The following is a 23120-nucleotide window of genomic DNA, read 5'->3' on the forward strand; positions in this document are numbered from 1 at the left end:
TGGTGCACAAGGTTTATCCGTTTTTTCAATTAGCTGCGTATCATATGGAACTTATCAAGTTACTTTATAAAACTCGCTATCATTCTGTTTGTTGAATCAAGCAAAGAAAGAAATAGTCGGTTAACCGCTACGAAGCGCTAGCAATTTTTGCTATAATCACGGCGTAATAATTACGATCAAAAAACACCAGTTTTTTGCTGGTCTGGCTATTATCAGGCTAGGGTTTTAGGGCAATTGTTGCAACATCGTATTTTTAAGAATGATTTCTTAATATCATATTCAAAATTTAATCAGAGAGCGTCTTATGGCTTTAATATCGTTACGTCAACTTCTAGATCATGCCGCCGAAAATAACTACGGTGTCCCTGCTTACAATGTCAATAATTTAGAGCAGATGCGTGCAATCATGATGGCAGCCGACGCCTGTGATTCTCCTGTTATCGTACAGGCTAGTGCTGGTGCACGCAGTTATGCGGGCTCTGCGTTTTTGCGTCATCTGATTATTGCTGCTATCGAAGAGTGGCCACATATTCCAGTCGTTATGCATCAAGATCATGGTATGTCACCAGCGATTTGCCAACGCTCAATTCAGCTTGGCTTCTCATCAGTAATGATGGACGGCTCGCTCGGTGAAGATGGTAAAACGCCAATGGATTATGATTACAATGCCAGCGTGACTCGCGAAGTTGTCAAGATGGCACATGCGTGCGGTGTTTCAGTAGAAGGTGAAATTGGTTGCTTAGGTAGCCTTGAGACTGGTATGGCTGGTGAAGAAGACGGCTCTGGCGCAGAAGGCGTATTAGATCACGAGCAGCTATTGACCAGTGCTGATGAAGCAGAACAGTTCGTTAAAGACACCAACGTCGATGCGTTAGCCATTGCTATCGGTACCAGTCATGGTGCGTATAAATTCACCCGTCCACCGACAGGCGACATCCTATCGATTGAGCGCGTAAAAGAGATTCATGCCCGTATTCCTAACACGCATTTGGTCATGCATGGCTCGTCGTCAGTGCCGCAAGAGTGGCTAAAAGTCATCAATGAAAATGGTGGCAACATCGGTGAGACTTATGGTGTACCGGTTGAGCAAATCGTTGAAGCGATTAAGCATGGTGTGCGTAAGGTAAATATCGATACCGATTTGCGTTTGGCATCAACGGGCGCTATTCGTAAATTCCTTGCAGAAAACCCAAGTGAATTTGATCCGCGTAAATACTTCAAAGCCTCTATGGTTGCGATGTCAGATATCTGTACCAATCGTTTCGAAGCCTTTGGCTCAGCTGGGCAAGCGCATAAAATTCGTCCAATCAGCCTTGAAGGTATGGTCGATTTTTATAAATAAGCATGTCTGTGAGATATGCTTATTTAATAGCATTTATCATTAAATAGCAGCTCAGTTCATTTTTTATATCAGCTCTAATAAAGGTAGTGGATTATGATTGGATTGATTAGTGGTCAAGTGCAGTATTTGATGGCACCGACTGCCTGTGTCATGACTACCTCTGGTGTCGGCTACGATATAGAGCTGCCGCTACCGTCATTTTGCCAGTTGCGTCTCAATGAACAGGCGAGTATTTGGACGCATTTTCATGTACGTGAAGATGCGCAGCTGCTTTATGGTTTTATCGATCGCAAAGAGCGTGATGTCTTTCGGCAATTGATCAAGATCAATGGCGTTGGCGCAAAAATGGCGTTAGCAATGCTATCTGCGATGTCAGCTGCTGAGCTAAAGATGCATGTCGAGCAAGAGTCAGAGACGGCATTAACCCGTATTCCCGGTATCGGTAAAAAAACAGCGCAGCGCTTATTGATTGAGCTAAAAGATAAGCTGAAAAATATCGAAGTCGATAGCAGTCATTTAGAGTTTGCCATGCAACCTGCTGAGGTATCTCACGAGGGCAGCATCATCGCTGAGGTAGAAGGCGCGTTGATTAGCTTGGGCTATAAAGAAAGAGAGGCACAGCAAGCGATTAAAGCCGCTAAGAGTAACGGTGATATCTTTGTCGATACGCAAGGATTGTTAAAAGCCACACTGCAACAGTTGTCAGGATTTTGATTCATTCAGCTCACTACTATTAGGGCGTGTCCTCAATTCAATCGATTATCCTCTAAATGGGCTAACAATGGCTAAATTTTGCCAAACATCGTCAAATAGCTTATCACTATCTCGATATTATTTGCGCTACTTTCCTTGTTTGACGGCAATTTATCTCATTTTTATCTCCATTTTTAAAATGAGGACACGCCCTAATAAGTATCAATAAATCTTAAACAGATAAGCGACATTCATTGTCGCTTATTTTCGTTTTAGGCTGTGCTTTATTTAGTCGCTGCCTTATGATGTTTTGCATGACTTATACGTAGCGTTTGGTTATGCTATTTACACCTATTCTTTAAAAATAATGATTTAATATAATGATAAAACCTATGATGCAAGATCGTTTGATTAATCCATTCGAAGGGGCAGGCGATGCGCCTGATTCTAATATTCGACCGGCATTACTGGCTGAATATATCGGTCAGCCGGTGGTGCGTGAGCAGATGGAGGTTTTTATTGGCGCGGCACGTGGTCGGGGCGAGGCATTAGATCATACTTTGATTTTTGGTCCGCCCGGTCTTGGAAAAACGACGCTTGCCAATATTATTGCTCGTGAAATGGGTGGTAACTTGCGTTCTACCTCAGGACCTGTGCTTGAGCGCCCCGGTGATTTGGCAGCCATGCTGACCAATCTAGAAGAGGGTGATGTACTATTTATCGACGAAATTCATCGATTGAGTTCCGTTATTGAAGAGATACTGTACCCCGCCATGGAAGACTTTCAACTGGATATTATGATTGGTGAAGGACCTGCGGCACGCTCTATCAAGCTTGATTTGCCGCCTTTTACCTTAGTTGCGGCAACCACGCGAGCAGGCTTGTTAACGTCGCCACTCCGTGATCGTTTTGGTATTGTGCAGCGGCTCGAATTCTATAATATCGCTGATTTGACCACAATTGTGAGTCGTGCCGCACGCTTGATGCGTGTACCGATGAGTGAAGATGGTGCGGTGGAGATTGCTCGCCGCGCGCGTGGTACGCCAAGGATTGCCAATCGTTTATTACGCCGTGTACGTGATTATGCTGAAGTGAGAGGCGACGGTAGTATCAATGGCGCGATTGCTGGCAGTGCGCTCGATATGCTGGCAGTTGATAGACGTGGTCTTGATCATTTGGACAGACGTTATATTGAGATATTGCACGAACGCTTTGATGGCGGTCCAGCTGGCGTTGAAGCGGTAGCAGCAGCAATGGCTGAAGATCGCGGTACACTTGAGGATGTGATTGAGCCATACCTTATTCAGCAAGGCTATGTATTACGTACCGCTCGTGGACGTGTACTGACCCAAATGGCAATTGACCAGATGTTATGAAATTAGCCTAAAAAATGCGCCTACGTTTAACTAGAGTATTAAACGTAGGCGCATTTTTTAGGCTTTGATTTCTTATAAGCAATATTCAACAGTTAAACAGTGGGTAAAGGCTCAGGCCATATTTTACCTGGATTTAAGATATTTTTAGGGTCAAGGGCTGATTTAATCGCTTGCATAAGCACTAAGGCATTACCGTGCTCTTGCTGCATATATTTTTGTTTGCCTTGCCCGATGCCATGCTCACCTGTACAAGTGCCATTCATCTCAATAGCGCGGGTAGCTAAGCGGTTAATAATGCCGTCAGCGGTAGCAACTTCTTCAGGGTTATCGGTATCGACCAATAACAAAACATGAAAATTACCATCGCCGACGTGACCGACGATAGGTCCAATCATACCTGACGCTTCGATATCTTTTGCTGTTGCACTGACGCATTCTGCTAATCGTGAAATTGGCACGCAGGCATCGGTCGATAAGGCGCTGGCTTCAGGACGTAGAGCAGAGCTGGCATGATAAGCGTTATGCCGTGCTTGCCACAGACGCTTGCGCTCGGCTTCATTGGTGTCCCAAGCGAAGTCACGACCGCCGAATTCTTCGATAATATCCGTAAACATTTGAGCTTGTTCAGCGACGCTGGCATCTGTGCCATGAAACTCTACAAATAGGGTAGGCGTCTCATCCAGATCAAGATTGGCATATTGATTACAGGCTTTAATTTGCATGGCATCAAGTAGCTCAATGCGCGCAATCGGCAAGCACATTTGAATGGTCAGCATCACTGCCTGACAGGCATCCTCAATCGTTGGGAAATGGCAAATACCGCTACCAATACATTCGCTGATGCCGAATAGTTTAAGCGTCACCTCAGTAACAATGCCAAGTGTCCCCTCTGAGCCGATCATTAATCTCGTCAAGTCATAACCCGCTGCAGATTTTTTGGCACGGGTACCAGTGCGGACAATCTCTCCACTCGCGGTGACTATCTCAAGCGCGAGTACCACATCTTTCATCGTGCCATAACGTACCGCATTGGTGCCTGAAGCGCGAGTGGCGACCATACCGCCGATACTGGCATTGGCACCCGGATCTATTGGAAAAAATAGTCCAGTATCACGTAAGTAGTGATTGAGCTGCTCACGTGTGACGCCTGGTTGTACGGTCACTGTCAGATCTTCATTATGTACCTGCAATATTGCATCCATCGCATGCATATCGATGCATAATCCGCCATAAGGCGCATTTAATTGCCCTTCTAAGGATGAGCCAATACCAAATGCAATCACTGGCATTTGATACTGATTGCAAATCTCCACCGCAGTTGCTACCTCGTGCTTATCTGTTACTGTCAAGACGGCATCGGGTGGCTGATTGGCAAGCCACGTCATCGTATGCCCATGCTGCTCACGTACCATTATATTTGTAGTAAGTTGTTTACCGAAACGGGTTTGTAAGGCAGCAATAGCATCACTGTGGTCTTTTTTAGCACTTGATATTTTAGAGGTAGACATGGGTGACTCCTATACAGAGTGTCTTTTTTACCGAGCCAATGAGAAATGAGGCAATGTAAAAGCTAAGCTCTCACTCACTTTAAATGTCGCTAGAAAGCAATGAAAGTGAGTGGGAGTTTATTGAATAAAAATTAGATAGTAATGGCTATTAACCAATACTTATTTTTATTAAAAGTAACAAAGCGTTAGGCTAAAATACGCCAAACGACAACCAAAATAGCCAATATATAAAAGATAGGCGAGAGCCAGCCAACAACCTGTGTTGCAATGGCAATGAAAATGGCAAAACCTGACAGTGCTAGCCAATCTCGGCGGCGATCATTAAGCATATCCGCACGAATTTGTTGTATTTCTCGCAGTTGACTGTCTTGGCGTGATCCTTGTGAGGCAAGGCTTTGTAAGCCTTGATCCAGTAGCTTTGGAATATCAGTCGTAGATAATAAAATCTCTGGTAACTGCTGGCGTAAATGTTGTAAATTACGCATCGGATCGAGCTGCTCTTTAATCCAACTGCTTAAAATCGGCTTGGCAAGTGACCAGATATCAAGGTCAGGATACAAGTCGCGACCGAGTCCTTCGACATGAACCAAGGTCTTCAATAGCAGCATGAGTTGCGGCGGAATACTCATATGGTGACGACGTGCGATATCTAAAATTTGCATTAAGACACCAGCAAAGTCGATATCATTGATAGACTTTTGTAGCATTGGACCAACCGTGCGTTTCATATCGCGCATCAGGGCATGCTTGTCTGTATTTGGTGGAATCCAACCGGCACGGCTGACGATATCAACCATCGCCGTAAAGTTGTTATTCATCACCGCCAACAGCATGCGCGCGACGATAAGCTGATCGTCTTTTGATAGCGTACCCATGATGGCGCAATCAAGTCCGATATAGCGTGGTTCATGCCCTAAGTCAACCGCTGCCATATCTGCGGTGAGTGTTTTAACTGGCGGCGTCTCTACAAACACATTACCCGGATGCATATCGGCATGGAAGAAGTTATCGCGGAATACTTGGGTAAAAAATATCGTTAAGCCTTTTTCTGCTAGTGCTGCTCGGTCATAACCTATCTTATCAAACACTGCAACTTGCGAGATAGGAACGCCTTGGATACGCTCCATGACCATCACATTTTTGGCAGAATCATAGACTTCTGGTACATACATCAATGCCGAGCCCAAGAAGTTGTTGCGCATCTGAGTGGTATTGTCTGCCTCTAAGGTCAAATCCAGCTCGTTTAACATCACTTGGCGATAGTCTTCGACAATATCTATAATATGAATGGCACGTGCCGCTTCAATACGCGCTGATGCCCAATTGGCCAGCTCACGTAGTAGCTCAAAATCAGCAATGATGGTGGTACGGATATCAGGACGCACCACTTTTACCACCACTTCACGACCATCATGCAATGCAGCAGTATGTACTTGGGCAATAGAAGCCGCCGCTAGAGGTTTGACATCAAAGCGTGCGAACAAGGTGCCAATCGATTGACCAAGACCGTGTTTGGGGTCTTGGATTTGGGTAATGGCCACATCAGAATTGAAAGGTTTGACTTTGTCTTGTAGCTGAACCAATTGCTCTATAATCTCAGGCGGCACTAAATCGCGACGCGTTGACAGTAGTTGGCCAAGCTTTAAAAACAGCGTGCCCATGTCTTCAAGCGCATATTTAATCGCATTGGGTTGGTGTTTTTTACCCCACGCCGCTGGATGTAGGCGAATCAAACGTGCCAAAGGTTGCAGCTGTGGCGCGTCTTCGATAGAAAGATGAGTATCGATGCGATAAGTTGCGGCGATACGCCAAAGCTCAAGTAAACGGGCGCGATGAGATAATAGCATGAGGTATGGGTACTCTAAAGAAAGTCAAAATAGGGTGGGCACTGCACTTATTTATAAACTGTGCTTATCTATAAATTGCACTTATCTATAAACAGTGCTGTCGATAATAGAATTTAGCGATCATCGACGACAACAGTTATTGATGAAACGAGTTATTGAGAAAGCGTGCCTGTTCATCTTTGATAGCAGCAAGTTTGGCCTCTTCACGTTCGACATCAGCCCGCAGCTTTAATAGTTGCTGCTTAAGATCGTTTACTTCTGCTGTCTCGATAGGATCAGGAGCACTATTACCAGCCACCTCATTAGCCCAGTCGCTGACGTCATCAAAAGCGCGTTTGGCACTATGGCGCCAGCTACCTTTTAGCTGTGATATAAGCAGATGCAACTGACTGACCATCGGCTTACCAATAAATGGCTCAAGCTGTCCTGCAACATCTGGGTCGAAACCTGCGACCAGTTGTTTGAGCTGCATTAGTACCTTGTAATCACCCGCGATAGGTAAATTGCCTTCGGCACCACGCATCAGATTCAGCAGTTGCGCTGGGTTATCTACAGTAATGGTACAGTCTGGACGACTATGACCAATCCGTGCGCGCTCCATACTGGCTTGTTGGTGCTCGTTCATCGCGCCACTTTGCTCAAACACACTCTCGGTTGTCACCGGCTCAAAACGCAAACGCTCATGAGTGAATAAAATATCCAAACGAATCTCAGGCATGGCCATATTGAGTCGCAATACTTTGCCAGCAAGCGGTGCCAATCCTGATTTGGTAATTTCATCACTCGCAATAGCAAGGTTAATCAGCTTTTCGGCACCCGCCAAAAGTAGAACAGTCAGCATAAGGCTCTCGCATATTCAATTGAGCGCCTTTAGAAAAGCGCAGGGTTTGTAAAGGTCAGTTGCCACCACTTTACGTGATGGCATGTCTATTACTATGTAGGGCGTGTCTTCATTTCAAAAATGGAGATAAAAATGAGATAAATTGCCGTCAAACAAGAAAAATAGCGTAGATAATATCGGGATATTAACAAGCTATTTGACGATGTTTGGCAATATTTATCCATTTTTAGCCCATTTAGATGACTATTGAGTGAATTGAAGACACGCCCTAATGTAATTTAAAACTTAATCTTACGCTTTAAAGCCGCGGTGGACGGCGACAATACCAGCCGTCAAGTTATGATAATCACAATTTTCAAAGCCCGCTTGCATCATCATCTGCTTTAGCGTCTGTTGATCAGGATGCATACGAATCGATTCGGCCAAGTATTGATAACTCTCAGAATCATTGGCAATCAGCTTGCCCATAATAGGTAAGGCGGTAAATGAGTATAAATCATAGGCTTTAGACAATGGCTCAAATACTGGCTTAGAGAACTCCAAAATTAATAAACGACCACCTGGCTTCAGCACGCGATACATCGATTTGAGCGCTGCGTCTTTGTCCGTTACATTACGTAGACCAAAGCTGATAGTGACCAAATCAAAGCTATTGTCATCGAATGGCGCGAGTGTTTCTGCATTGGCAAGTACAAAATCGACGTTATTGCAGCCAGCATTGATTAAGCGTTCACGACCGACTTCTAGCATGGCGGCATTGATATCTGATAACACCACATGACCATTTCTGCCGACTTCACGGCTAAAGACTTTGGCTAAATCACCCGTACCGCCAGCGATATCAAGCACATGTTGACCCGCACGTACGCCTGATAAGCTGATGGCATAACGCTTCCATAGGCGATGAATACCAAATGACATTAAGTCGTTCATGATGTCGTATTTTTTGGCAACTGAGGTAAAAACATCGGCAACGCGTGCTTGTTTTTCAGCTTTATTGACAGTCTTGTAGCCAAAATGCGTTTCTTCATTACCATCGGTATCAGGCGTATGCGGATTATTGATATCATCACGCTGATTAAAAAGTGTTTGTTTGGCGGTTTGTATTTGTGCAGATGCATTGTCTACAGTGTTGCTGCTAGTGTTGTTATTTGGCATAGTGGTTTGTTGGCCTTGTGGCGTTCCCGTTGGTAGGTCTTGGACTTGTGTAAAGTCATTTCTCTTGCTGTTTTCGACGCCAGCATCAATACCCGTATTAAGCGTGCTATTAGTTTCATAGTTTTGACGTGCTTGCACTTGTGCCGTAATATTTTGATTGTGGGTGATGCTGTCTCTGACCAATTTATCTTGTAAATGACCATTGATGATAGGTTTTTGATCGAGATGAGCGTTGTTATTATGGGTGTTATCGGTCATAGCATTATCCTGTGATTCACTTTTATGGTTATTTGTTTGCAAGGTATAAAATAGCAGCTAACCAAGCAAATGATGCGTCTATCATACACCAAACGTCATTGGCTTACCGCCATTATCCGTCTCATGAACACGGTCAATAATCTCAAGCTCACGCTCACAAAACGGTTCAATAAAGCCGCTGACACTTTTTAGTGGTTTCATCGCTTTAAAGCCTGAATCGATAAATTCATACAAAGGCTGATAGTTGTAACGGTAGGCGGTGCCTTTAGCCAAGGCAAAGGCTTTTTGCAACATAAAAGAGTTTATATATTTATCGGTACGATAGCACACCTCTTTTAAATGACCGATTTGGATACGTCTGGTGTCGGCTTCGTTGACTACGCGATAGGCGGTCAGCATGTTGTCTTCGTTAACGACTAAATCTTGAGACAATAGCCATTCTGCTAAATGTAAATCTAGCTCTATCGCTAAAATAGCCGCTTGTATCGCCATGCTGCCAGTCTCTAAAGCCGCTGCTGGCGCAAAACGCTCGACTTTTTGCGCTTTAGGCACAATACGTTCTAACTGTTTGGCCAACAATTTAAACTCATCGCCGCCATACAATTGGGTCAAAAAATAATCTGCCATCAGCTGATTTTGAGGTTGCTCAAACAAGTCTTTGTGAGTGTTCTGAATACGATCTCGTTGCCAAGCTTGCACCTCGCTAAGTTTATCGTTTAATGCCAAATCTTCATGATAAGGCAGTGCCCAAAAACGGTTCAAATGTTGTTGTAAATCGGCTAAAGAGGCCATGGTTAGTAAACCTGCATAAAAGTAAAGAGAGTTAAAAGGTTGCGAATAAAAAGCTCAGGATAAACCATGTTTTATACTTTTGGTTTTTGTATTTATAGAGCGTGATTACAGCATATGTCTGAGATTGTGTTCACCTTAAAAGAAAATAAAGCAGAATACAAATGTCAAACTGTTACATAGCAGCGTTATTTACCGAATTGCAGCAATGCTATGATGACGCTAACACGCTTTCAATCATAGGATGATGACAGTTATGAGCAAAAATAATAAGACGACTGAACCCACCGCACCACAAGCGCTAAGTGCACAATTTAGTGAGCAGGTTATCGATGAACGCTTAACTCCCAATCCCCTGAGCCAGTTTTCTATGGACAAAGATACCCTGAGATTGGCACTGGTCACGGCCCAATATGCTCTACGAGCAACGCGGCAACAGACGCCGCCAATCCTCAATAAACCAACAGGGCTATTGGTATTGGTCAATGGTATGGAGCAGGCAGGCAAGGGCACTGCTGTCAAGCAATTGCGCCAATGGGTAGATCCTCGACTACTTAAAGTTGAGGCAACCGTTGGTGATTGTCCCTTAGCGTATCAGCCGATTTGGCAGGCACATACCAAGGCATTACCCCGTCATGGCGATGTGATGGTTTATTTTGGCAACTGGTATGCGGACTTGCTTTATAACGTCATGCGTATGGCAACGTCAGACAATGACAAGTCTGCCAAAGAAAAGTCTGACAACGACAAAGCGTTACCGATTGCACAATGGCAAGCATATTTACAGCAGCAGCTTATTAAGCTACAAGCGTTCGAACAAGACCTAGCTGCCAATCAAACCCGACTGCTTAAATGCTGGTTCCATGTGGATATTGAAACATTGCAAGCGCGACTGAATGACGATGAAGCCGATCCGCAGTTTTTATACCAAATTGACTGGAATAGTAAAAAAGTTATCGAAACCTTTAATCAAGTGGCTACCGTTCTGCTACGCCAGCAAGATGATTGGATCATCATTGATGGTGATGACAAGTCAGATGCGGCTGACCATTTTTGCCATGAAGTGCTACAAGCGATGCAAACCGCGCTAATGAGTAGTAAAATCAATACAGTAAACACCTCTGATAAATCAAAGGCTAAGAAGCAAGCTCAGCAATCACTCAAATCAGCAAAGTTTGAACCTGTAAAAATTCCTAAATGTCTAAAAAATATCGATGATGCAGAGATTGATAAGTCGGAATACCGTGATGCGTTGGTAGAAAAACAAGTTCGCCTTGCCCAGTTGCTGCGTGCGCGCAAAGGGCGTCATATCGTTTTTGCCTTTGAAGGAATGGACGCTGCTGGCAAAGGTGGCGCGATCAAAAGATTGGTGGCGCCGCTCGACCCACGCGAGTATCAAATTTATAATATCAGTGCGCCAATGCTATATGAGCTGCAACATCCTTATCTATGGCGTTTTTGGACCAAACTTCCGAACGAGCAAACCGACCGTATTAGCCGTATTGCCATTTTTGATCGGACTTGGTATGGGCGCGTTTTGGTTGAGCGCATTGAGGGTTTTGCCACGGATGAGGAATGGCAGCGTGCTTACGATGAAATCAATCGCTTTGAGGCGGATTTAGCCGCGGCGGGGACAATCGTTATCAAATACTGGTTGGCTATCGATAAAAAAGAACAGCTTAAACGTTTTGAGGCACGTCAGGAGACACCGCACAAGCAGTTTAAGCTGACGGACGATGACTGGCGCAACCGTGATAAATGGTCGGATTATGTGCAGTCTGCGGCGGATATGCTGGCACGTACCGATACAGAGTACGCACCGTGGTGCGTCATCGCGACCAATGAGAAGCGTCAAGCACGTTTGGATGTTTTAGATCATGCGATTAAGCAACTATCAGCGGTGTGTGGCAGCTGATATGTGATTGGTCATTCAATTAGATAGCTGGTTACAAAGCGCCATAATTATATATTTAACGTTAAATAAATTCAGGGAAAGAGAGTATAATGCGGCGTTACAGCAGGATGTTTTCTAACACATCTGCTGGCAGTTACAAATCTTGCAATATCATCATGCATTATGCGCTTATATTTAATATAATAGGCGCGTAATAGCTCCTGCTGTGCACGAAACTCACTGAGTGAGTAGCGTGTTTTATCCTTTGAAATAGACATTTTAATCACTCTGGTTAATAAGTTTGGCAAAGGTTCTTACAATAGCAGTTATTAGCACCAAAATTATTACTACGACATCTCTAAGCCGCAAGCTGCTGTAATCAGACGATTTGGCAATATTCCTTGCGGCTTTGTGACATATTGAGTGATGTGTTTTACCTTATTTACTGCCTTTACGTAAAATAAAATACGAGTAAATAAAAGATAAGCGTTAGGGTAGAGCACCAAGATAGCAGTAAGAAAAACCGTTTTTTAGCAAGCATATTGCGCGTTTCATATACGTTATATTAATGTCAGAAGCTATCACGAACATTATTAATAGCCGCGCAATGTCATCAACCGCCTATAATTTCAATCAGCTTACGCAGGACGTATCAACGTATGGGTATCAGCAACAGTTCTACAGAGCCAGCCAAATCAGTCGGTTCTATGAGAATAAATCTATTTTTTGCCATTTTACTGATTGCGATGACCGCCTACTTTTTGTGGTGGGGTCTAGATTACACGATGCGTCAACAGACGACGCTATTTATTGTGGCCACCGCTTTTGGTGTCTTTATGGCATTCAATATTGGTGGTAATGATGTCGCCAACTCCTTTGGTACCTCAGTGGGTGCAGGGACGTTGACTATCCCGCAGGCGCTGGGTATCGCAGCGATATTTGAAGTGTCCGGAGCCGTACTGGCAGGTGGTGAAGTCACCGATACCATTCGAAGCGGCATTGTCGATTTAGATGGTCTTTCAGTAACGCCCAACCAATTCATTTATGTCATGCTGTCAGCGCTCATCGCTGCCGCATTTTGGCTGTTATTTGCCACCAAAAAGGGTCTGCCCGTTTCGACCACGCACGCTATTATTGGCGGCGTTGTTGGTAGCTCTGTTGTATTAGGTATCACGTTAGGTGGTACTGAAATGGCATTATCAACGGTGAATTGGAGTACGATTGGCACCATCGCGATTTCTTGGGTATTATCACCGCTATTGGGCGGCGTTTTGTCCTATGTATTATATGGACAGATTAAGAAAAACATCATTGAGTATAATGATAGAACAGAGGCGCACATTGCGACTTTGAAAGGCGACAAAAAAACCTTAAAACAAAACCACAAAGAATTTTTGGACGGTTTAACAGAATCAGAACAACTTGCCTATACGTCAGCGATGTTACGTGATCAAGAAATCTATAAAGATGATGATTGCGATGTTGAAGATTTAGAGACTGACTACTATAAACAGCTTTATGAGATTGAAAATGAACGCAGCAACCTTGATACGCTAAAAGCGTTGAAGCAATGGGTGCCTATCATTGCGGCTGCAGGCGGTGCGGTCATGGCCTCTTTGGTCATCTTTAAGGGGCTAAAGAATGTCAATAATGGCATGACGACGCTGCAAGGCTTTTTAATCATGGGTATGATCGCGGCGCTGGTGTGGCTTGCGACCTTTATCTATACCAAGAGTATCCGCGGTAAACATAAAGAGGATTTGACCAAAGCGACGTTTATTATGTTTAGCTGGATGCAAGTCTTTACCGCCTCTGCTTTTGCCTTTAGCCATGGCTCAAACGATATTGCCAATGCAGTCGGTCCTTTTGCCGCGATTATGGATGTTATCCGTACCAATAGCATTGCGACTGAAGCCGCTGTACCGCCTGCGGTTATGCTGACCTTTGGTGTTGCGCTTATCGTTGGTCTTTGGTTCATTGGTAAAGAAGTCATTCAAACGGTTGGTACAAATTTGGCAAAAATGCATCCCGCTTCTGGTTTTTCAGCTGAATTGGCTGCGGCTGCAGTGGTAATGGGCGCATCAACCATGGGTCTGCCCGTCTCAAGTACGCATACGCTAGTTGGCGCGGTACTTGGTATCGGTATCGTCAATAGAGACACCAATTGGGCGTTGATGAAACCTATCGGTTTGGCATGGATCATTACTCTTCCTGCAGCAGCGGCAATGTCTGCAATCAGTTATATCATTTTGGTCAATATTTTTTAACACGTACGCTTATTAAAGTTTTTGTTTAAGTCTTATTTAACGTTATTTATAAGCACGTTTCAAATAAAAAACGCTTATCAGCATCACGCCGATAAGCGTTTTTTTATGTCAAGTTAAGGTTTATTCGGTACCAAATTGTTTGCGCTTTTTGGCAAAGAAGCGATCTAAGCGGTCCATGGCGTCTTCTAAATCATGTAAGTTTGGCAAAAACACCAAGCGGAAATGATCGGGCTTATCCCAGTTAAAGCCTGTTCCTTGTACCATTAAGACATTTTCTTCAACAAGCAAATCCATCATAAATGCCATATCATCTTCGATAGGGTAAACATCAGGATCCATCTTTGGAAAGCAATAAAACGCGCCTTGTGGCATGGTACAAGAGATGCCTTTGATCGCATTAAGCCGTGACACAGCCATTTCACGCTGCTTATATAAGCGCCCACGCTCTGACGTGAGCTCTTTCATGCTTTGATAGCCGCCCATCGCGGTTTGAATAGCGTATTGACCTTGGACGTTGGAACACAAGCGCATAGACGCTAACATGTCCAAGCCTTCGATAAAGTCAGTGGCATGGTGCTTTTTGCCAGACACCATCATCCAACCTGCGCGGAATCCCGCGATACGATGCGATTTAGATAAGCCATTGTATGAGAGCACCAGCACATCATCAGTCAACGTGCTCATTGGGGTGTGTACCATATCATCATAAAGAATACGATCATAAATTTCATCGGCCATGATGATTAAATCATGCGCTTTAGCGACCTCAATAATTTGTTTGAGTAATTCATCACTATAAAGTGAACCCGTTGGATTATTAGGGTTAATCACCACGATACCCTTGGTTTTAGAGGTGATTTTAGATTTAATGTCTTCGATATCAGGATGCCAATTGTCGTCTTCATTACAGCGATAATGTACAGCTGTGCCACCAGCTAGGTTCGCCGCTGCCGTCCAAAGCGGGTAGTCTGGCATTGGGATAAGCACTTCGTCACCATCATTCATCAAGGCCTGCATGGTCATTACAATCAGCTCAGAAACTCCGTTGCCCAAATAGACATCACGGACATCAACTGCCGATAGCAACCCCTTTGATTGATAGTACTGTAGGACAGCTTTACGCGCTGAAAAAATCCCTTGCGAGTCGGAATAACCGGTCGCGTCTGGTAAGTTCATTGCCACATCGCGCAAAATCTCATGCGGGGCTTCTAAACCAAAGGGGGCTGGGTTACCGACGTTCAGCTTTAATATACGTTTGCCTTCTGCTTCCATCTTATTGGCTGTTTGTAGGAGCGGGCCGCGAATGTCGTAGCAAACATTTTGTAATTTATCCGATTTTTTTATTGTGTTCATAGTGTGACCACTCATAGGGTTATTTTGTGAGTTTGTATCTATAGAAGGAGTTGTAGTAGTGTGATTGGCTTGGGAGTCATGTATCTTGTCAGTTTGAGCAGATGACGTGTTTTGACTATTCTTATTATGAGAATGAGCGCTCTTACTCACCTCTTTATTATTATCACTGTCGTTTTTTAGTTCGCCGCGTAACAGATAGCCTTCGCTGCAGCCTAAAATGTGTGCTAGCGTTGGTAGTTTAGATGACACAATGCCATTGGTGCCACGCTCCCAATTCGAGATAGCACCGCGACTGACTTTTGCGCCTGCTGCGGTCATGGCTTGCGCTAATTGCTCAGCAGTCAGCCCTTTATCACGACGTAGCTGTACCAGTCTTTCGGCTTGTGTGCTTTTATTTTTGTCATCAGCCATAGTCATTCAAGCCTTTATTCATTAGTTGGTAATGGAGAGAAGGAAAGCAGGCATTTGTTTTAATTAAGCCTTAATGCAAGATATTATTGCATTATCAGTATCAATGCAAGCTGTTTTTAAGGAAGATATATTTATCAATGCAAGAATAACTTGCATTGATAGTATTATCGTTGCCTCATTGCTGCTCTACTAGGCCGTGTCCTTATTTTAAAAATGGTAATAAAAATGAGATAAATTGTCGTTAAACAAGGAAAGTAGCGCAAATAATATCGAGATATTGATAAGCTATTTGACGATGTTTGGCAAAATTTAGCCATTTTAGTCCATTTAGAAGATAATCGATTGAATTGAGGACAGGCCTTAGATATCAAACTTCTTTCAGAGAGTTATTGTCATGGCTACATCTGTATTCATTGATATGTTAAGAAAATTTGCTGTATTTTATTTATCATAGCTTTTTCAATACCTTACGCCATCACTTGTTTATGATGGTTTTCTTGTAATGTATGCCTTGAATATTAAGTGGATAAACAATAGATAAGGCCCATCGTTTTTATAAAAATATGGCGATAAAGTGTTAGTTTATAGCAGATAAAAGCTAATGCTAATGGATGAGATAATACATACCCAAATTAAGGATACATTATGCAAGACAATCAACTTAGCCAAGAAGAAATCAGCCAATTAACAGAAGCTGATTGGAAAGAGCGTTTAAGTGCTGATGAATATCACGTGATGCGTGAAAAGGGTACAGAACGCCCATTTACGGGCGTCTATAACGATGCGACTGATGACGGTATTTATCGCTGCAAAGGCTGCGGTGCGAGCTTATTTGACTCAAGCAATAAATTTGATGCCAGCTGTGGTTGGCCAAGTTTTGACCAAGGAGTTGATAACAGCGCTATCGAGGAGCATGTGGATAATTCGCTGGGCATGACGCGGACAGAAGTCACCTGTAGTAACTGCGGCGCACATTTAGGTCATGTCTTCCCTGACGGCCCAAGCGAGACGACGGGGATGCGCTATTGCATCAATTCTGTGTCTATTGATTTAGATAAATCTGAAAAGTAATTGTTAAAAAAAATTGCTTAGAGTATTTTAGAGTCATGGCAGGGAAGCGCGAGATGCTGCCTTGCCAGTGATTAGCATTATTAACGTTTTCACTGTTATTGAAAAATGAGCACGGCTTAAAAAAACCAAAATAATAAATTAATCAATTTAAGGACAAATGATGAGTACTATTTATGATTTTACCGCTGAACGTATGGACGGTACTTCACAAGCGTTCTCTGATTACAAAGATAACGTATTATTAATCGTCAATACCGCCAGCAAATGTGGATTCACCCCGCAATTTGAAGGCCTAGAGGCGTTGTATCAGCAATATAAAGATCAAGGATTGGTCGTTATTGGTTTCCCTTGTAATCAATTTGGCGGACAAGATCCAGGCAGTAATGAGGATATTGGCGCATTTTGTCAAAAGAATTATGGTGTCAGTTTTCCAATGATGGCGAAGGTTGATGTCAATGGCAAAGACGCTCATCCTATTTTTGATTGGCTTAAAGAGCAAAAGGGTGGCGTATTAACAGACGGTATCAAATGGAATTTCACTAAGTTTTTAATTGGTAAAGATCGACAGGTCATTGACCGCTATGCGCCAACCACCAAACCAGAAGCCATAAAAATGGATATCGAACAAGCATTAGCCAGTAAATAGGATCATGCTTGAAAATTTATTGGTTTTTTATGAAAATATAAATCCAATAAAAACATAGGCTTGTCAGATTAATAAATAAAAACCTATAAAATAGGCTAAAAAACTGAAAATACTGTTTGACAGCTATGTGTAAATCTATATAATACACACCCACAGCAAGGGGACTTAATTAAGTTCAATGTTGTTAGGATTTTTACTGACTTAAAGCGTGACAACTTTAAAGATTAAACTTTCTATAAAATTCTCTTTAAGGAATTTTAATTTGCGAAGCTAAAATTGCAGTGCAATTTTTTAACGCTTCTCAGGGTGATTAGCTCAGTTGGTAGAGCGTCTGCCTTACACGCAGAATGTCGGCGGTTCGAATCCGTCATCACCCACCACTCTTTTTAGCGAGTGTCTCTGTAATAAGAGAAGATGCTAAGACGACCTAAGCAGCGGTAGTTCAGTTGGTTAGAATACCGGCCTGTCACGCCGGGGGTCGCGGGTTCGAGTCCCGTCCGCTGCGCCATATTTAAAACGAATTTAAACTCTCGAGTTTAAGCAAGTTTCGCCTCAAGTATTAGTTTACTTGAGGTTTTTTTGTGTCTAAAATTTCTCTTGAAGTCTTTGTTTATAAAGGTTGGCTATTTTTTCTTTACGATCATATCTTTGATAAATTCAAGTGAGAAAATCTTACTCTCTAAAAATTGCTGACCACCTGCTCGGTGACCAAAAGGTGACCATTTCTCGATAAAATACGCCCTATGATTATTTTAATAACTGTACATTAACTTGAAAGTAATACTCATCCTTAATCGTAATACTGACTTTGCCGTTATGGGCATTGACGATCGCTTGTACGATGGCCAATCCCAACCCTGTGCCCGAGTGCTGGCTATTGGATTTGTCATGACGATAAAAGCGCTCAAACAGTCTATCTGCTTCCGCTTGAGTTAGGGGCGTCTGCAAGCGGTTAGTGATGGTGATGCTTAGCGATGGCTGCTGAACGGTTTCTTTAAGAGTATGAGCATTATTTTTTATGAGGCTAGCAGTCTTAGAAACGGCTGCAATAGTAATGATACTGTCGCTGGCGGCGTAGTAAACGGCATTGGATATCAGGTTGGCAAATAGCCTTTGTAACAAGCTCTCATCTCCTAATACCACATCAAATTCACCTTTTTTTTCAAAAGAGATACCGCGCTCTTCGGCTATCAGTTCAAAATAATCGATGAGCTTAATTATCAGTGAGTCAGTATCGACAAGATGACGTTGTGAGTCGTAGAGACCTTTTTGAGTTTTTGCCAGCAATAGCATATTGTTAATTAGCAGGGATAGTTGCTTGAGCGTGTCGTGTTGATGATGTAGTTGCTCGACATATTCTTGATGGTCTCTAGGTTTACTAAGCATCACTTGAGTTTGGGTGCTTAACGTTGCCAGTGGTGTGCGCAGTTCGTGAGCAATGTCATCTGAAAACTGTGATAATGAGGCAAAGTTATGTTCGAGTTTATCCATCATGGCATTATAAGCGTCAGCCAAGGGTCGCAGCTCACTTGGCATTTCAGAGACGATGATTCTATCGTCTAACTGCTCGGCGTTAATACGTGCCATTTTTTGACTGATGGTCGCTAAGGGGGCGAATCCTAAATAGACGCTAAAAGCCGCCACTGATACCAAGATAAAAGTAATCGCAATAAGTATCAGAATAAGATGGTGATTAAACTGGGCAAGGTATTGATGATGCACATCAATCGGTAGCGCGATTAATGCCAAGCGATTAGAGTGCTCAATGACCAGCGCGCGATAATGACGATGATTAAGCTGCAAGTCAAAGGGTTGATCGCGGTGCTGCTGCCATAGTTTTTCGACCAATTGGGAGTCATTGAGTTTATCAATAAAATCCTTTGGCTGACTATTAATGACATGTCCATTATGGTCAGTGATAATTGTTTTGACTTCATAATCTGGTCGAAAGATATCTATCACGGATGATGCTGTATTGGCGAGATGAGCAGGGTCGGCAAGGTTGTTAGAGCGCTGATCATCCGATGTCACCTCTGTCATGTACTGTCGTAAATTAAACGCAGCATGAGTCAGGATCTCTGAGTCCATTTGTTCAAAATGATCATTAACCGAACGCTGTATCCATATGTACAAAAAAGCTTGAGATATCAGCACACATACCGTTAATACTAGGGTAGTGCGCCACAGTAATGACAAGCGTCGATGCTCGGATTTATATGCCATGCTATTTTACTTCAACATGATTGAGTTTAGAAACCGTATTAGCCTTATTACTCATATCAATGCTAGTTTCATTATTGACTGTAGCGGCGATATTGTCCGCTTCTAGTTTATAGCCCATACCGCGTACGGTATGAATGAGCTTATTTTCAAAGCCATCATCGATTTTACTTCGTAAGCGTCTTATCGCCACATCAATCACATTGGTATCGCTATCAAAATTCATATCCCATACTTGTGAAGCGATGACAGAGCGGGGCAATACTTCGCCTTGATGCTCAAGTAAAAACTGCAATAGCGCAAATTCTTTGGCCGTCAATTTGATAGAACCCTTATCTCGATGCACACTACGTTTGGCGATATCCAGTTTTAAATCAGCGATTTGAAGCACTGTGCTGGCGTAATCTGCTTGATTGGCACGGCGTAGTAAGCTTTTGATTCTGACCAACAGCTCAGCGAAGGCAAAAGGTTTGGTGAGATAGTCGTCACCGCCAATCTCAAAGCCTTTTATGCGGTCGCCAAGGTCATCTTTTGCGGTCAAAAATAATACAGGGGTGGTGTTACCAGCAGCGCGATAGTTACTGACCAGCTCAAAACCATTGACATCAGGCAGCATCACATCCATCACCACGACAGTGAAGTCCTCAGTCATCAGAGCATGATAACCATCTAAACCTGTGGTTCTATGCTCAACGATAAAACCTGCCTCGCTTAAACCTTTTTTAATATAATCGCCAAGCGATAACTCATCTTCGACTAACAATACTTTCATAGCATACTCGCGCCAATTATTTAGGATGAGATCAATATAAAATGTCTCTATTGCTATCAATCATAGAGGAATACTGGTAATAAACCTATGCTCAGTCTAGAAGATGACAAAATTGTCATCTTGGCGTCATCTGACTGTCAGAGTGGCTATGCTAGTTTGGCTTAAGTACATCCTAATTTTAATATTCAACATCATGAAATATTCAACACTATGAGAAGCCTCTATGATTCCTTTTACCGTTAAGTTTGTTCGAGGGTCAGCGGTCTTATTAACTGCTGCCATATTATCAGCATGTGGGCAATCTGACAGCAATGCTTCTAATGCTAGCCCCTCTACTACCAATGCCGCTAACGCCAGCAGTGGTGAGGCAAACGCTATACAGAGTAGGCAAACAGTAACAGAGACACCAGCCAACAATCCAGACCTGCTCAAGAACGTGTCAGCCACTGTCTATAAAGATGCCAATTGTGGCTGTTGTAAAGAATGGATAGGGCACGCAGAAGATAATGGGTTAACGGCAACTGCCCATGATGTTGCAGACTTGTCATTATTTAAAGAGCGTTACGGTGTACCTGCTGAGATGCGTTCTTGCCATACCGCCGTTACTAGTGATGGTTATGTCATCGAAGGTCATGTTCCTGCTAAGTATGTGGCTGAGTTTTTGCAAAATCCACCAAAGCAAGCCATTGGTTTGGCGGTACCGGGTATGCCCGTCGGTAGCCCTGGTATGGAATATCAAGATAAGTTTATGCCATACCAAATTATGCAAATCAATAAAGATGGCACAAACCAAGTATACGCTGAGATTGAGTCCGCAGAGCAGCAGCTATAAGCCAATACTTTAGATAGATTTTTTAAATTTCAGCTACTCATTGTAGTACTGATAGCAGCATTGATGGAGACTGACTGATGAATCATACAGAGCAAAAACAGATGAACCCTTATGTAAAGTTCACCCTCATGATTCTGACGTCTACCGTGGTGATGTATATCATGATGTACTTCAATACTTATGAGTGGGATCATATTTATTTTAGTGAGACCAGAGCCTATATGGCGCTATATATGGGCGCAGGCATGGCAGTGATTATGCTCGCCTTTATGAGCAATATGTACAAGAAAACTAAGGTCAACTTAATGATTTATGGTCTTAGTGTGCTGATGTTTGCCGTAGGTATCTGGGGCGTCAGATCTCAAGCAACCGTCGATCAAGTGGATTGGATGCAGGCTATGATACCGCATCATTCAATTGCGATCTTAACCAGCTCAAGAGCCGATATAGAAGACCCTAGAGTACAGCAACTTGCTGACGACATCATCGAAGCACAAAAACGTGAAATTAAAGAGATGCAGGCACTAATCGAAGCATTAGAATAAATAGCCTTAAAACGCACTGCTTTTAGTACATAAATTAAATGATTTTTCCAACTGGTGGATCTTAGCTGATTTGCCAGTTTTTATATGAACCATAACTACCAAACGATCGTAATTAAGGATCTACTATGAAAATGATAAGAAACTCACGTCTTGCCATGCTTGCAGTTAGTGTCAGTGCCATGATGATGCTTGGCGCTTGTCAGCCGACGAATGATGTAACAGAGGCTAGTGTCAAAGACGAGGCGGCTCCCGTTAATAATGCTACAACAGATACTAGCGCGATGGATGCTCATGCAGGTCATGATATGTCAGGCGATGCGATGACGGGCATGCATGGAGAGTATAATGACTCTATGACTAAGATGCATGATGAGATGATGGCAGGCATGGCATACAACGATCCCGATGCTGCCTTTGCCCAAGGAATGCTCGGTCATCATATAGGTGCTGTTGATATGGCAGAGATTCAGCTAAAGTATGGTACGGATGCAGAAATGCGTCAGTTGGCACAAGAGATTATTGACGCTCAGAAAGCTGAAATTGAGCAAATGCAGAACTGGCTTGCCAACCATCCTGATGCTGCTGAGCCAACGTCTGATACTGAAGCCATGCAGACAGCTTATGCTAAAGGTATGGATACGATGCATAGTGAAATGATGGCAGGTATCGCTGACCCTAACCCAGATATGGCATTTGCTCGCGGTATGTTGCCGCATCATATTGGCGCAGTAGATATGGCAAAAATACAGCTAAAGTATGGCAAAAATGAAGAAATGCGTCAATTGGCACAACAAGTAATTGACGCGCAGCAGCCTGAAATTGAGCAAATGCAAAACTGGATAGCCAAGCATAATAGTTAAATAACGAGTGCTTAAGAATGGAGGTATTTTAGATAAAAAGCAGTGTCTTATATTTTTTAAGGTGCTGCTTTTTAGCTGCTAATCGATAGTATTTTGGTCTAATATTATTTGCCAATTAGATTGACCAAATTTTCCATCATGTCAATCACTGGTATAAAGGTTGCTTCTTCTGCTCTATATATTTTAATTTTTTCTAAAATTCTGCTATTGTCTGTATAGTAGAGTTCAGATAAAACCGATACAATACATAAAAACTAATCAACTATTCAGATAAACCATGACTTATTCAATCGACTATCGTAAACAAGTGCTGTCTAGCATCGATAATGGTCTGACTGTTAGAGAAGCTGCTGCTTTTTGCGCGCTTAGCACCAGTACTATACATAGCTGGAGACAGAACTTAGAGCCTAAGAAAGTGCGAGATAAAGCCCCGACTA

Annotated in this window: 18 protein-coding genes and 2 tRNA genes; 12 read left to right on the plus strand and 8 right to left on the minus strand. The window is 43.0% G+C overall.

Translation table 11 applies throughout. From position 1 onward, the window contains the following. Nucleotides 1-304: 304 nt before the first annotated feature. From fba to ruvB, 3 genes are all read left to right on the plus strand, one after another. Entirely contained in the window at nucleotides 305-1342 is a 1038-nt protein-coding gene (gene fba / locus JMX82_RS07450; RefSeq protein ID WP_045446949.1) for a class II fructose-bisphosphate aldolase, read from the plus strand. A gap of 93 nt (nucleotides 1343-1435) precedes the next feature. Further along, nucleotides 1436-2056 (plus strand): Holliday junction branch migration protein RuvA, encoded by a 621-nt coding sequence (gene ruvA / locus JMX82_RS07455; protein ID WP_201540063.1) that lies wholly within the window; start codon nucleotides 1436-1438, stop codon nucleotides 2054-2056. Nucleotides 2057-2430: 374 nt separating this feature from the next. Continuing rightward, nucleotides 2431-3411: a Holliday junction branch migration DNA helicase RuvB gene (gene ruvB / locus JMX82_RS07460; RefSeq protein ID WP_045447074.1), complete on the plus strand. Its 981-nt coding sequence runs from the start codon at nucleotides 2431-2433 to the stop codon at nucleotides 3409-3411. A 92-nt stretch (nucleotides 3412-3503) separates the two neighbouring features. Here ruvB and JMX82_RS07465 read toward each other — a convergent pair whose 3' ends face one another. The 5 genes from JMX82_RS07465 to JMX82_RS07485 form a co-directional block, all read right to left on the minus strand. Continuing rightward, on the minus strand, nucleotides 3504-4919 hold the full coding sequence (locus tag JMX82_RS07465) for an FAD-binding oxidoreductase (RefSeq protein WP_201540064.1): 1416 nt from the start codon (nucleotides 4917-4919) through the stop codon (nucleotides 3504-3506). Nucleotides 4920-5104: 185 nt separating this feature from the next. After that, the gene (locus JMX82_RS07470) at nucleotides 5105-6766 is read right to left on the minus strand and encodes an ABC1 kinase family protein (RefSeq protein ID WP_201540065.1); all 1662 of its coding nucleotides are present in this window, start codon (nucleotides 6764-6766) and stop codon (nucleotides 5105-5107) included. 136 nt (nucleotides 6767-6902) lie between these two features. After that, nucleotides 6903-7607, minus strand: coding sequence for an SCP2 domain-containing protein (locus JMX82_RS07475; protein WP_201540066.1), 705 nt, complete (start codon nucleotides 7605-7607; stop codon nucleotides 6903-6905). 291 nt (nucleotides 7608-7898) lie between these two features. Further along, nucleotides 7899-9023 (minus strand): bifunctional demethylmenaquinone methyltransferase/2-methoxy-6-polyprenyl-1,4-benzoquinol methylase UbiE, encoded by a 1125-nt coding sequence (gene ubiE / locus JMX82_RS07480; RefSeq protein WP_201540067.1) that lies wholly within the window; start codon nucleotides 9021-9023, stop codon nucleotides 7899-7901. 81 nt (nucleotides 9024-9104) lie between these two features. Then, nucleotides 9105-9815, minus strand: a complete 711-nt coding sequence (locus JMX82_RS07485) for an FFLEELY motif protein (protein ID WP_201540068.1) — start codon at nucleotides 9813-9815, stop codon at nucleotides 9105-9107. A gap of 253 nt (nucleotides 9816-10068) precedes the next feature. Here JMX82_RS07485 and JMX82_RS07490 point away from each other — a divergent pair, with 253 nt between their 5' ends. Together JMX82_RS07490 and JMX82_RS07495 are read left to right on the plus strand one after the other, a co-directional pair. Further along, nucleotides 10069-11727 (plus strand): ATPase, encoded by a 1659-nt coding sequence (locus JMX82_RS07490; protein ID WP_201540069.1) that lies wholly within the window; start codon nucleotides 10069-10071, stop codon nucleotides 11725-11727. Nucleotides 11728-12365: 638 nt separating this feature from the next. Next, nucleotides 12366-13973 (plus strand): inorganic phosphate transporter, encoded by a 1608-nt coding sequence (locus tag JMX82_RS07495; protein WP_193008281.1) that lies wholly within the window; start codon nucleotides 12366-12368, stop codon nucleotides 13971-13973. A 120-nt stretch (nucleotides 13974-14093) separates the two neighbouring features. On the opposite strand, the gene JMX82_RS07500 is transcribed toward JMX82_RS07495, so the two are convergent. Next, nucleotides 14094-15737 (minus strand): aminotransferase class I/II-fold pyridoxal phosphate-dependent enzyme, encoded by a 1644-nt coding sequence (locus tag JMX82_RS07500; protein ID WP_413786759.1) that lies wholly within the window; start codon nucleotides 15735-15737, stop codon nucleotides 14094-14096. Between the two features lie 645 nt (nucleotides 15738-16382). Here JMX82_RS07500 and msrB point away from each other — a divergent pair. The 4 genes from msrB (at nucleotide 16383) to JMX82_RS07520 (ending at nucleotide 17962) form a co-directional block, all read left to right on the plus strand. After that, the gene (gene msrB / locus JMX82_RS07505; protein WP_045448234.1) at nucleotides 16383-16808 is read left to right on the plus strand and encodes a peptide-methionine (R)-S-oxide reductase MsrB; all 426 of its coding nucleotides are present in this window, start codon (nucleotides 16383-16385) and stop codon (nucleotides 16806-16808) included. A gap of 160 nt (nucleotides 16809-16968) precedes the next feature. Continuing rightward, nucleotides 16969-17454 (plus strand): glutathione peroxidase, encoded by a 486-nt coding sequence (locus tag JMX82_RS07510; RefSeq protein WP_201540071.1) that lies wholly within the window; start codon nucleotides 16969-16971, stop codon nucleotides 17452-17454. A gap of 304 nt (nucleotides 17455-17758) precedes the next feature. Continuing rightward, nucleotides 17759-17834, plus strand: a tRNA-Val gene (locus tag JMX82_RS07515). A 51-nt stretch (nucleotides 17835-17885) separates the two neighbouring features. Further along, nucleotides 17886-17962, plus strand: a tRNA-Asp gene (locus JMX82_RS07520). 239 nt (nucleotides 17963-18201) lie between these two features. On the opposite strand, the gene JMX82_RS07525 is transcribed toward JMX82_RS07520, so the two are convergent. Further along, nucleotides 18202-19677 carry an ATP-binding protein gene (locus tag JMX82_RS07525; RefSeq protein WP_201540072.1) on the minus strand — a complete coding sequence of 492 codons (1476 nt, stop codon included), beginning with the start codon at nucleotides 19675-19677 and terminating at the stop codon, nucleotides 18202-18204. Between the two features lies 1 nt (nucleotide 19678). Then, nucleotides 19679-20446: a heavy metal response regulator transcription factor gene (locus JMX82_RS07530; protein WP_201540073.1), complete on the minus strand. Its 768-nt coding sequence runs from the start codon at nucleotides 20444-20446 to the stop codon at nucleotides 19679-19681. Nucleotides 20447-20669: 223 nt separating this feature from the next. Between JMX82_RS07530 and JMX82_RS07535 the strand changes: the two genes are divergently transcribed. The 3 genes from JMX82_RS07535 to JMX82_RS07545 all read left to right on the plus strand — a co-directional run bounded on the left by JMX82_RS07535 (nucleotide 20670) and on the right by JMX82_RS07545 (nucleotide 22683). Next, complete coding sequence (locus tag JMX82_RS07535; RefSeq protein ID WP_201540074.1) at nucleotides 20670-21278, plus strand: DUF411 domain-containing protein; 609 nt, start codon at nucleotides 20670-20672, stop codon at nucleotides 21276-21278. 77 nt (nucleotides 21279-21355) lie between these two features. After that, the gene (locus JMX82_RS07540; protein ID WP_227676449.1) at nucleotides 21356-21823 is read left to right on the plus strand and encodes a DUF305 domain-containing protein; all 468 of its coding nucleotides are present in this window, start codon (nucleotides 21356-21358) and stop codon (nucleotides 21821-21823) included. Nucleotides 21824-21948: 125 nt separating this feature from the next. Then, a complete protein-coding gene (locus tag JMX82_RS07545) occupies nucleotides 21949-22683 on the plus strand; it encodes a DUF305 domain-containing protein (protein ID WP_227676451.1) in 735 nt (244 codons plus the stop codon). The last annotated feature ends 437 nt before the right edge of the window (nucleotides 22684-23120 follow it).

This window comes from Psychrobacter sp. 1044, assembly GCF_904846525.1.
Classification (GTDB): domain Bacteria; phylum Pseudomonadota; class Gammaproteobacteria; order Pseudomonadales; family Moraxellaceae; genus Psychrobacter.

Coding starts and splice junctions, on each gene's coding strand:
- fba (WP_045446949.1), top strand. CDS start 305: ATGGCTTTAATATCGTTACGTCAACTTCTAGATCATGCCGCCGAAAAT.
- ruvA (WP_201540063.1), top strand. CDS start 1,436: ATGATTGGATTGATTAGTGGTCAAGTGCAGTATTTGATGGCACCGACT.
- ruvB (WP_045447074.1), top strand. CDS start 2,431: ATGCAAGATCGTTTGATTAATCCATTCGAAGGGGCAGGCGATGCGCCT.
- JMX82_RS07465 (WP_201540064.1), bottom strand. CDS start 4,919: ATGTCTACCTCTAAAATATCAAGTGCTAAAAAAGACCACAGTGATGCT.
- JMX82_RS07470 (WP_201540065.1), bottom strand. CDS start 6,766: ATGCTATTATCTCATCGCGCCCGTTTACTTGAGCTTTGGCGTATCGCC.
- JMX82_RS07475 (WP_201540066.1), bottom strand. CDS start 7,607: ATGCTGACTGTTCTACTTTTGGCGGGTGCCGAAAAGCTGATTAACCTT.
- ubiE (WP_201540067.1), bottom strand. CDS start 9,023: ATGACCGATAACACCCATAATAACAACGCTCATCTCGATCAAAAACCT.
- JMX82_RS07485 (WP_201540068.1), bottom strand. CDS start 9,815: ATGGCCTCTTTAGCCGATTTACAACAACATTTGAACCGTTTTTGGGCA.
- JMX82_RS07490 (WP_201540069.1), top strand. CDS start 10,069: ATGAGCAAAAATAATAAGACGACTGAACCCACCGCACCACAAGCGCTA.
- JMX82_RS07495 (WP_193008281.1), top strand. CDS start 12,366: ATGGGTATCAGCAACAGTTCTACAGAGCCAGCCAAATCAGTCGGTTCT.
- JMX82_RS07500 (WP_413786759.1), bottom strand. CDS start 15,737: ATGGCTGATGACAAAAATAAAAGCACACAAGCCGAAAGACTGGTACAG.
- msrB (WP_045448234.1), top strand. CDS start 16,383: ATGCAAGACAATCAACTTAGCCAAGAAGAAATCAGCCAATTAACAGAA.
- JMX82_RS07510 (WP_201540071.1), top strand. CDS start 16,969: ATGAGTACTATTTATGATTTTACCGCTGAACGTATGGACGGTACTTCA.
- JMX82_RS07525 (WP_201540072.1), bottom strand. CDS start 19,677: ATGGCATATAAATCCGAGCATCGACGCTTGTCATTACTGTGGCGCACT.
- JMX82_RS07530 (WP_201540073.1), bottom strand. CDS start 20,446: ATGAAAGTATTGTTAGTCGAAGATGAGTTATCGCTTGGCGATTATATT.
- JMX82_RS07535 (WP_201540074.1), top strand. CDS start 20,670: ATGATTCCTTTTACCGTTAAGTTTGTTCGAGGGTCAGCGGTCTTATTA.
- JMX82_RS07540 (WP_227676449.1), top strand. CDS start 21,356: ATGAATCATACAGAGCAAAAACAGATGAACCCTTATGTAAAGTTCACC.
- JMX82_RS07545 (WP_227676451.1), top strand. CDS start 21,949: ATGAAAATGATAAGAAACTCACGTCTTGCCATGCTTGCAGTTAGTGTC.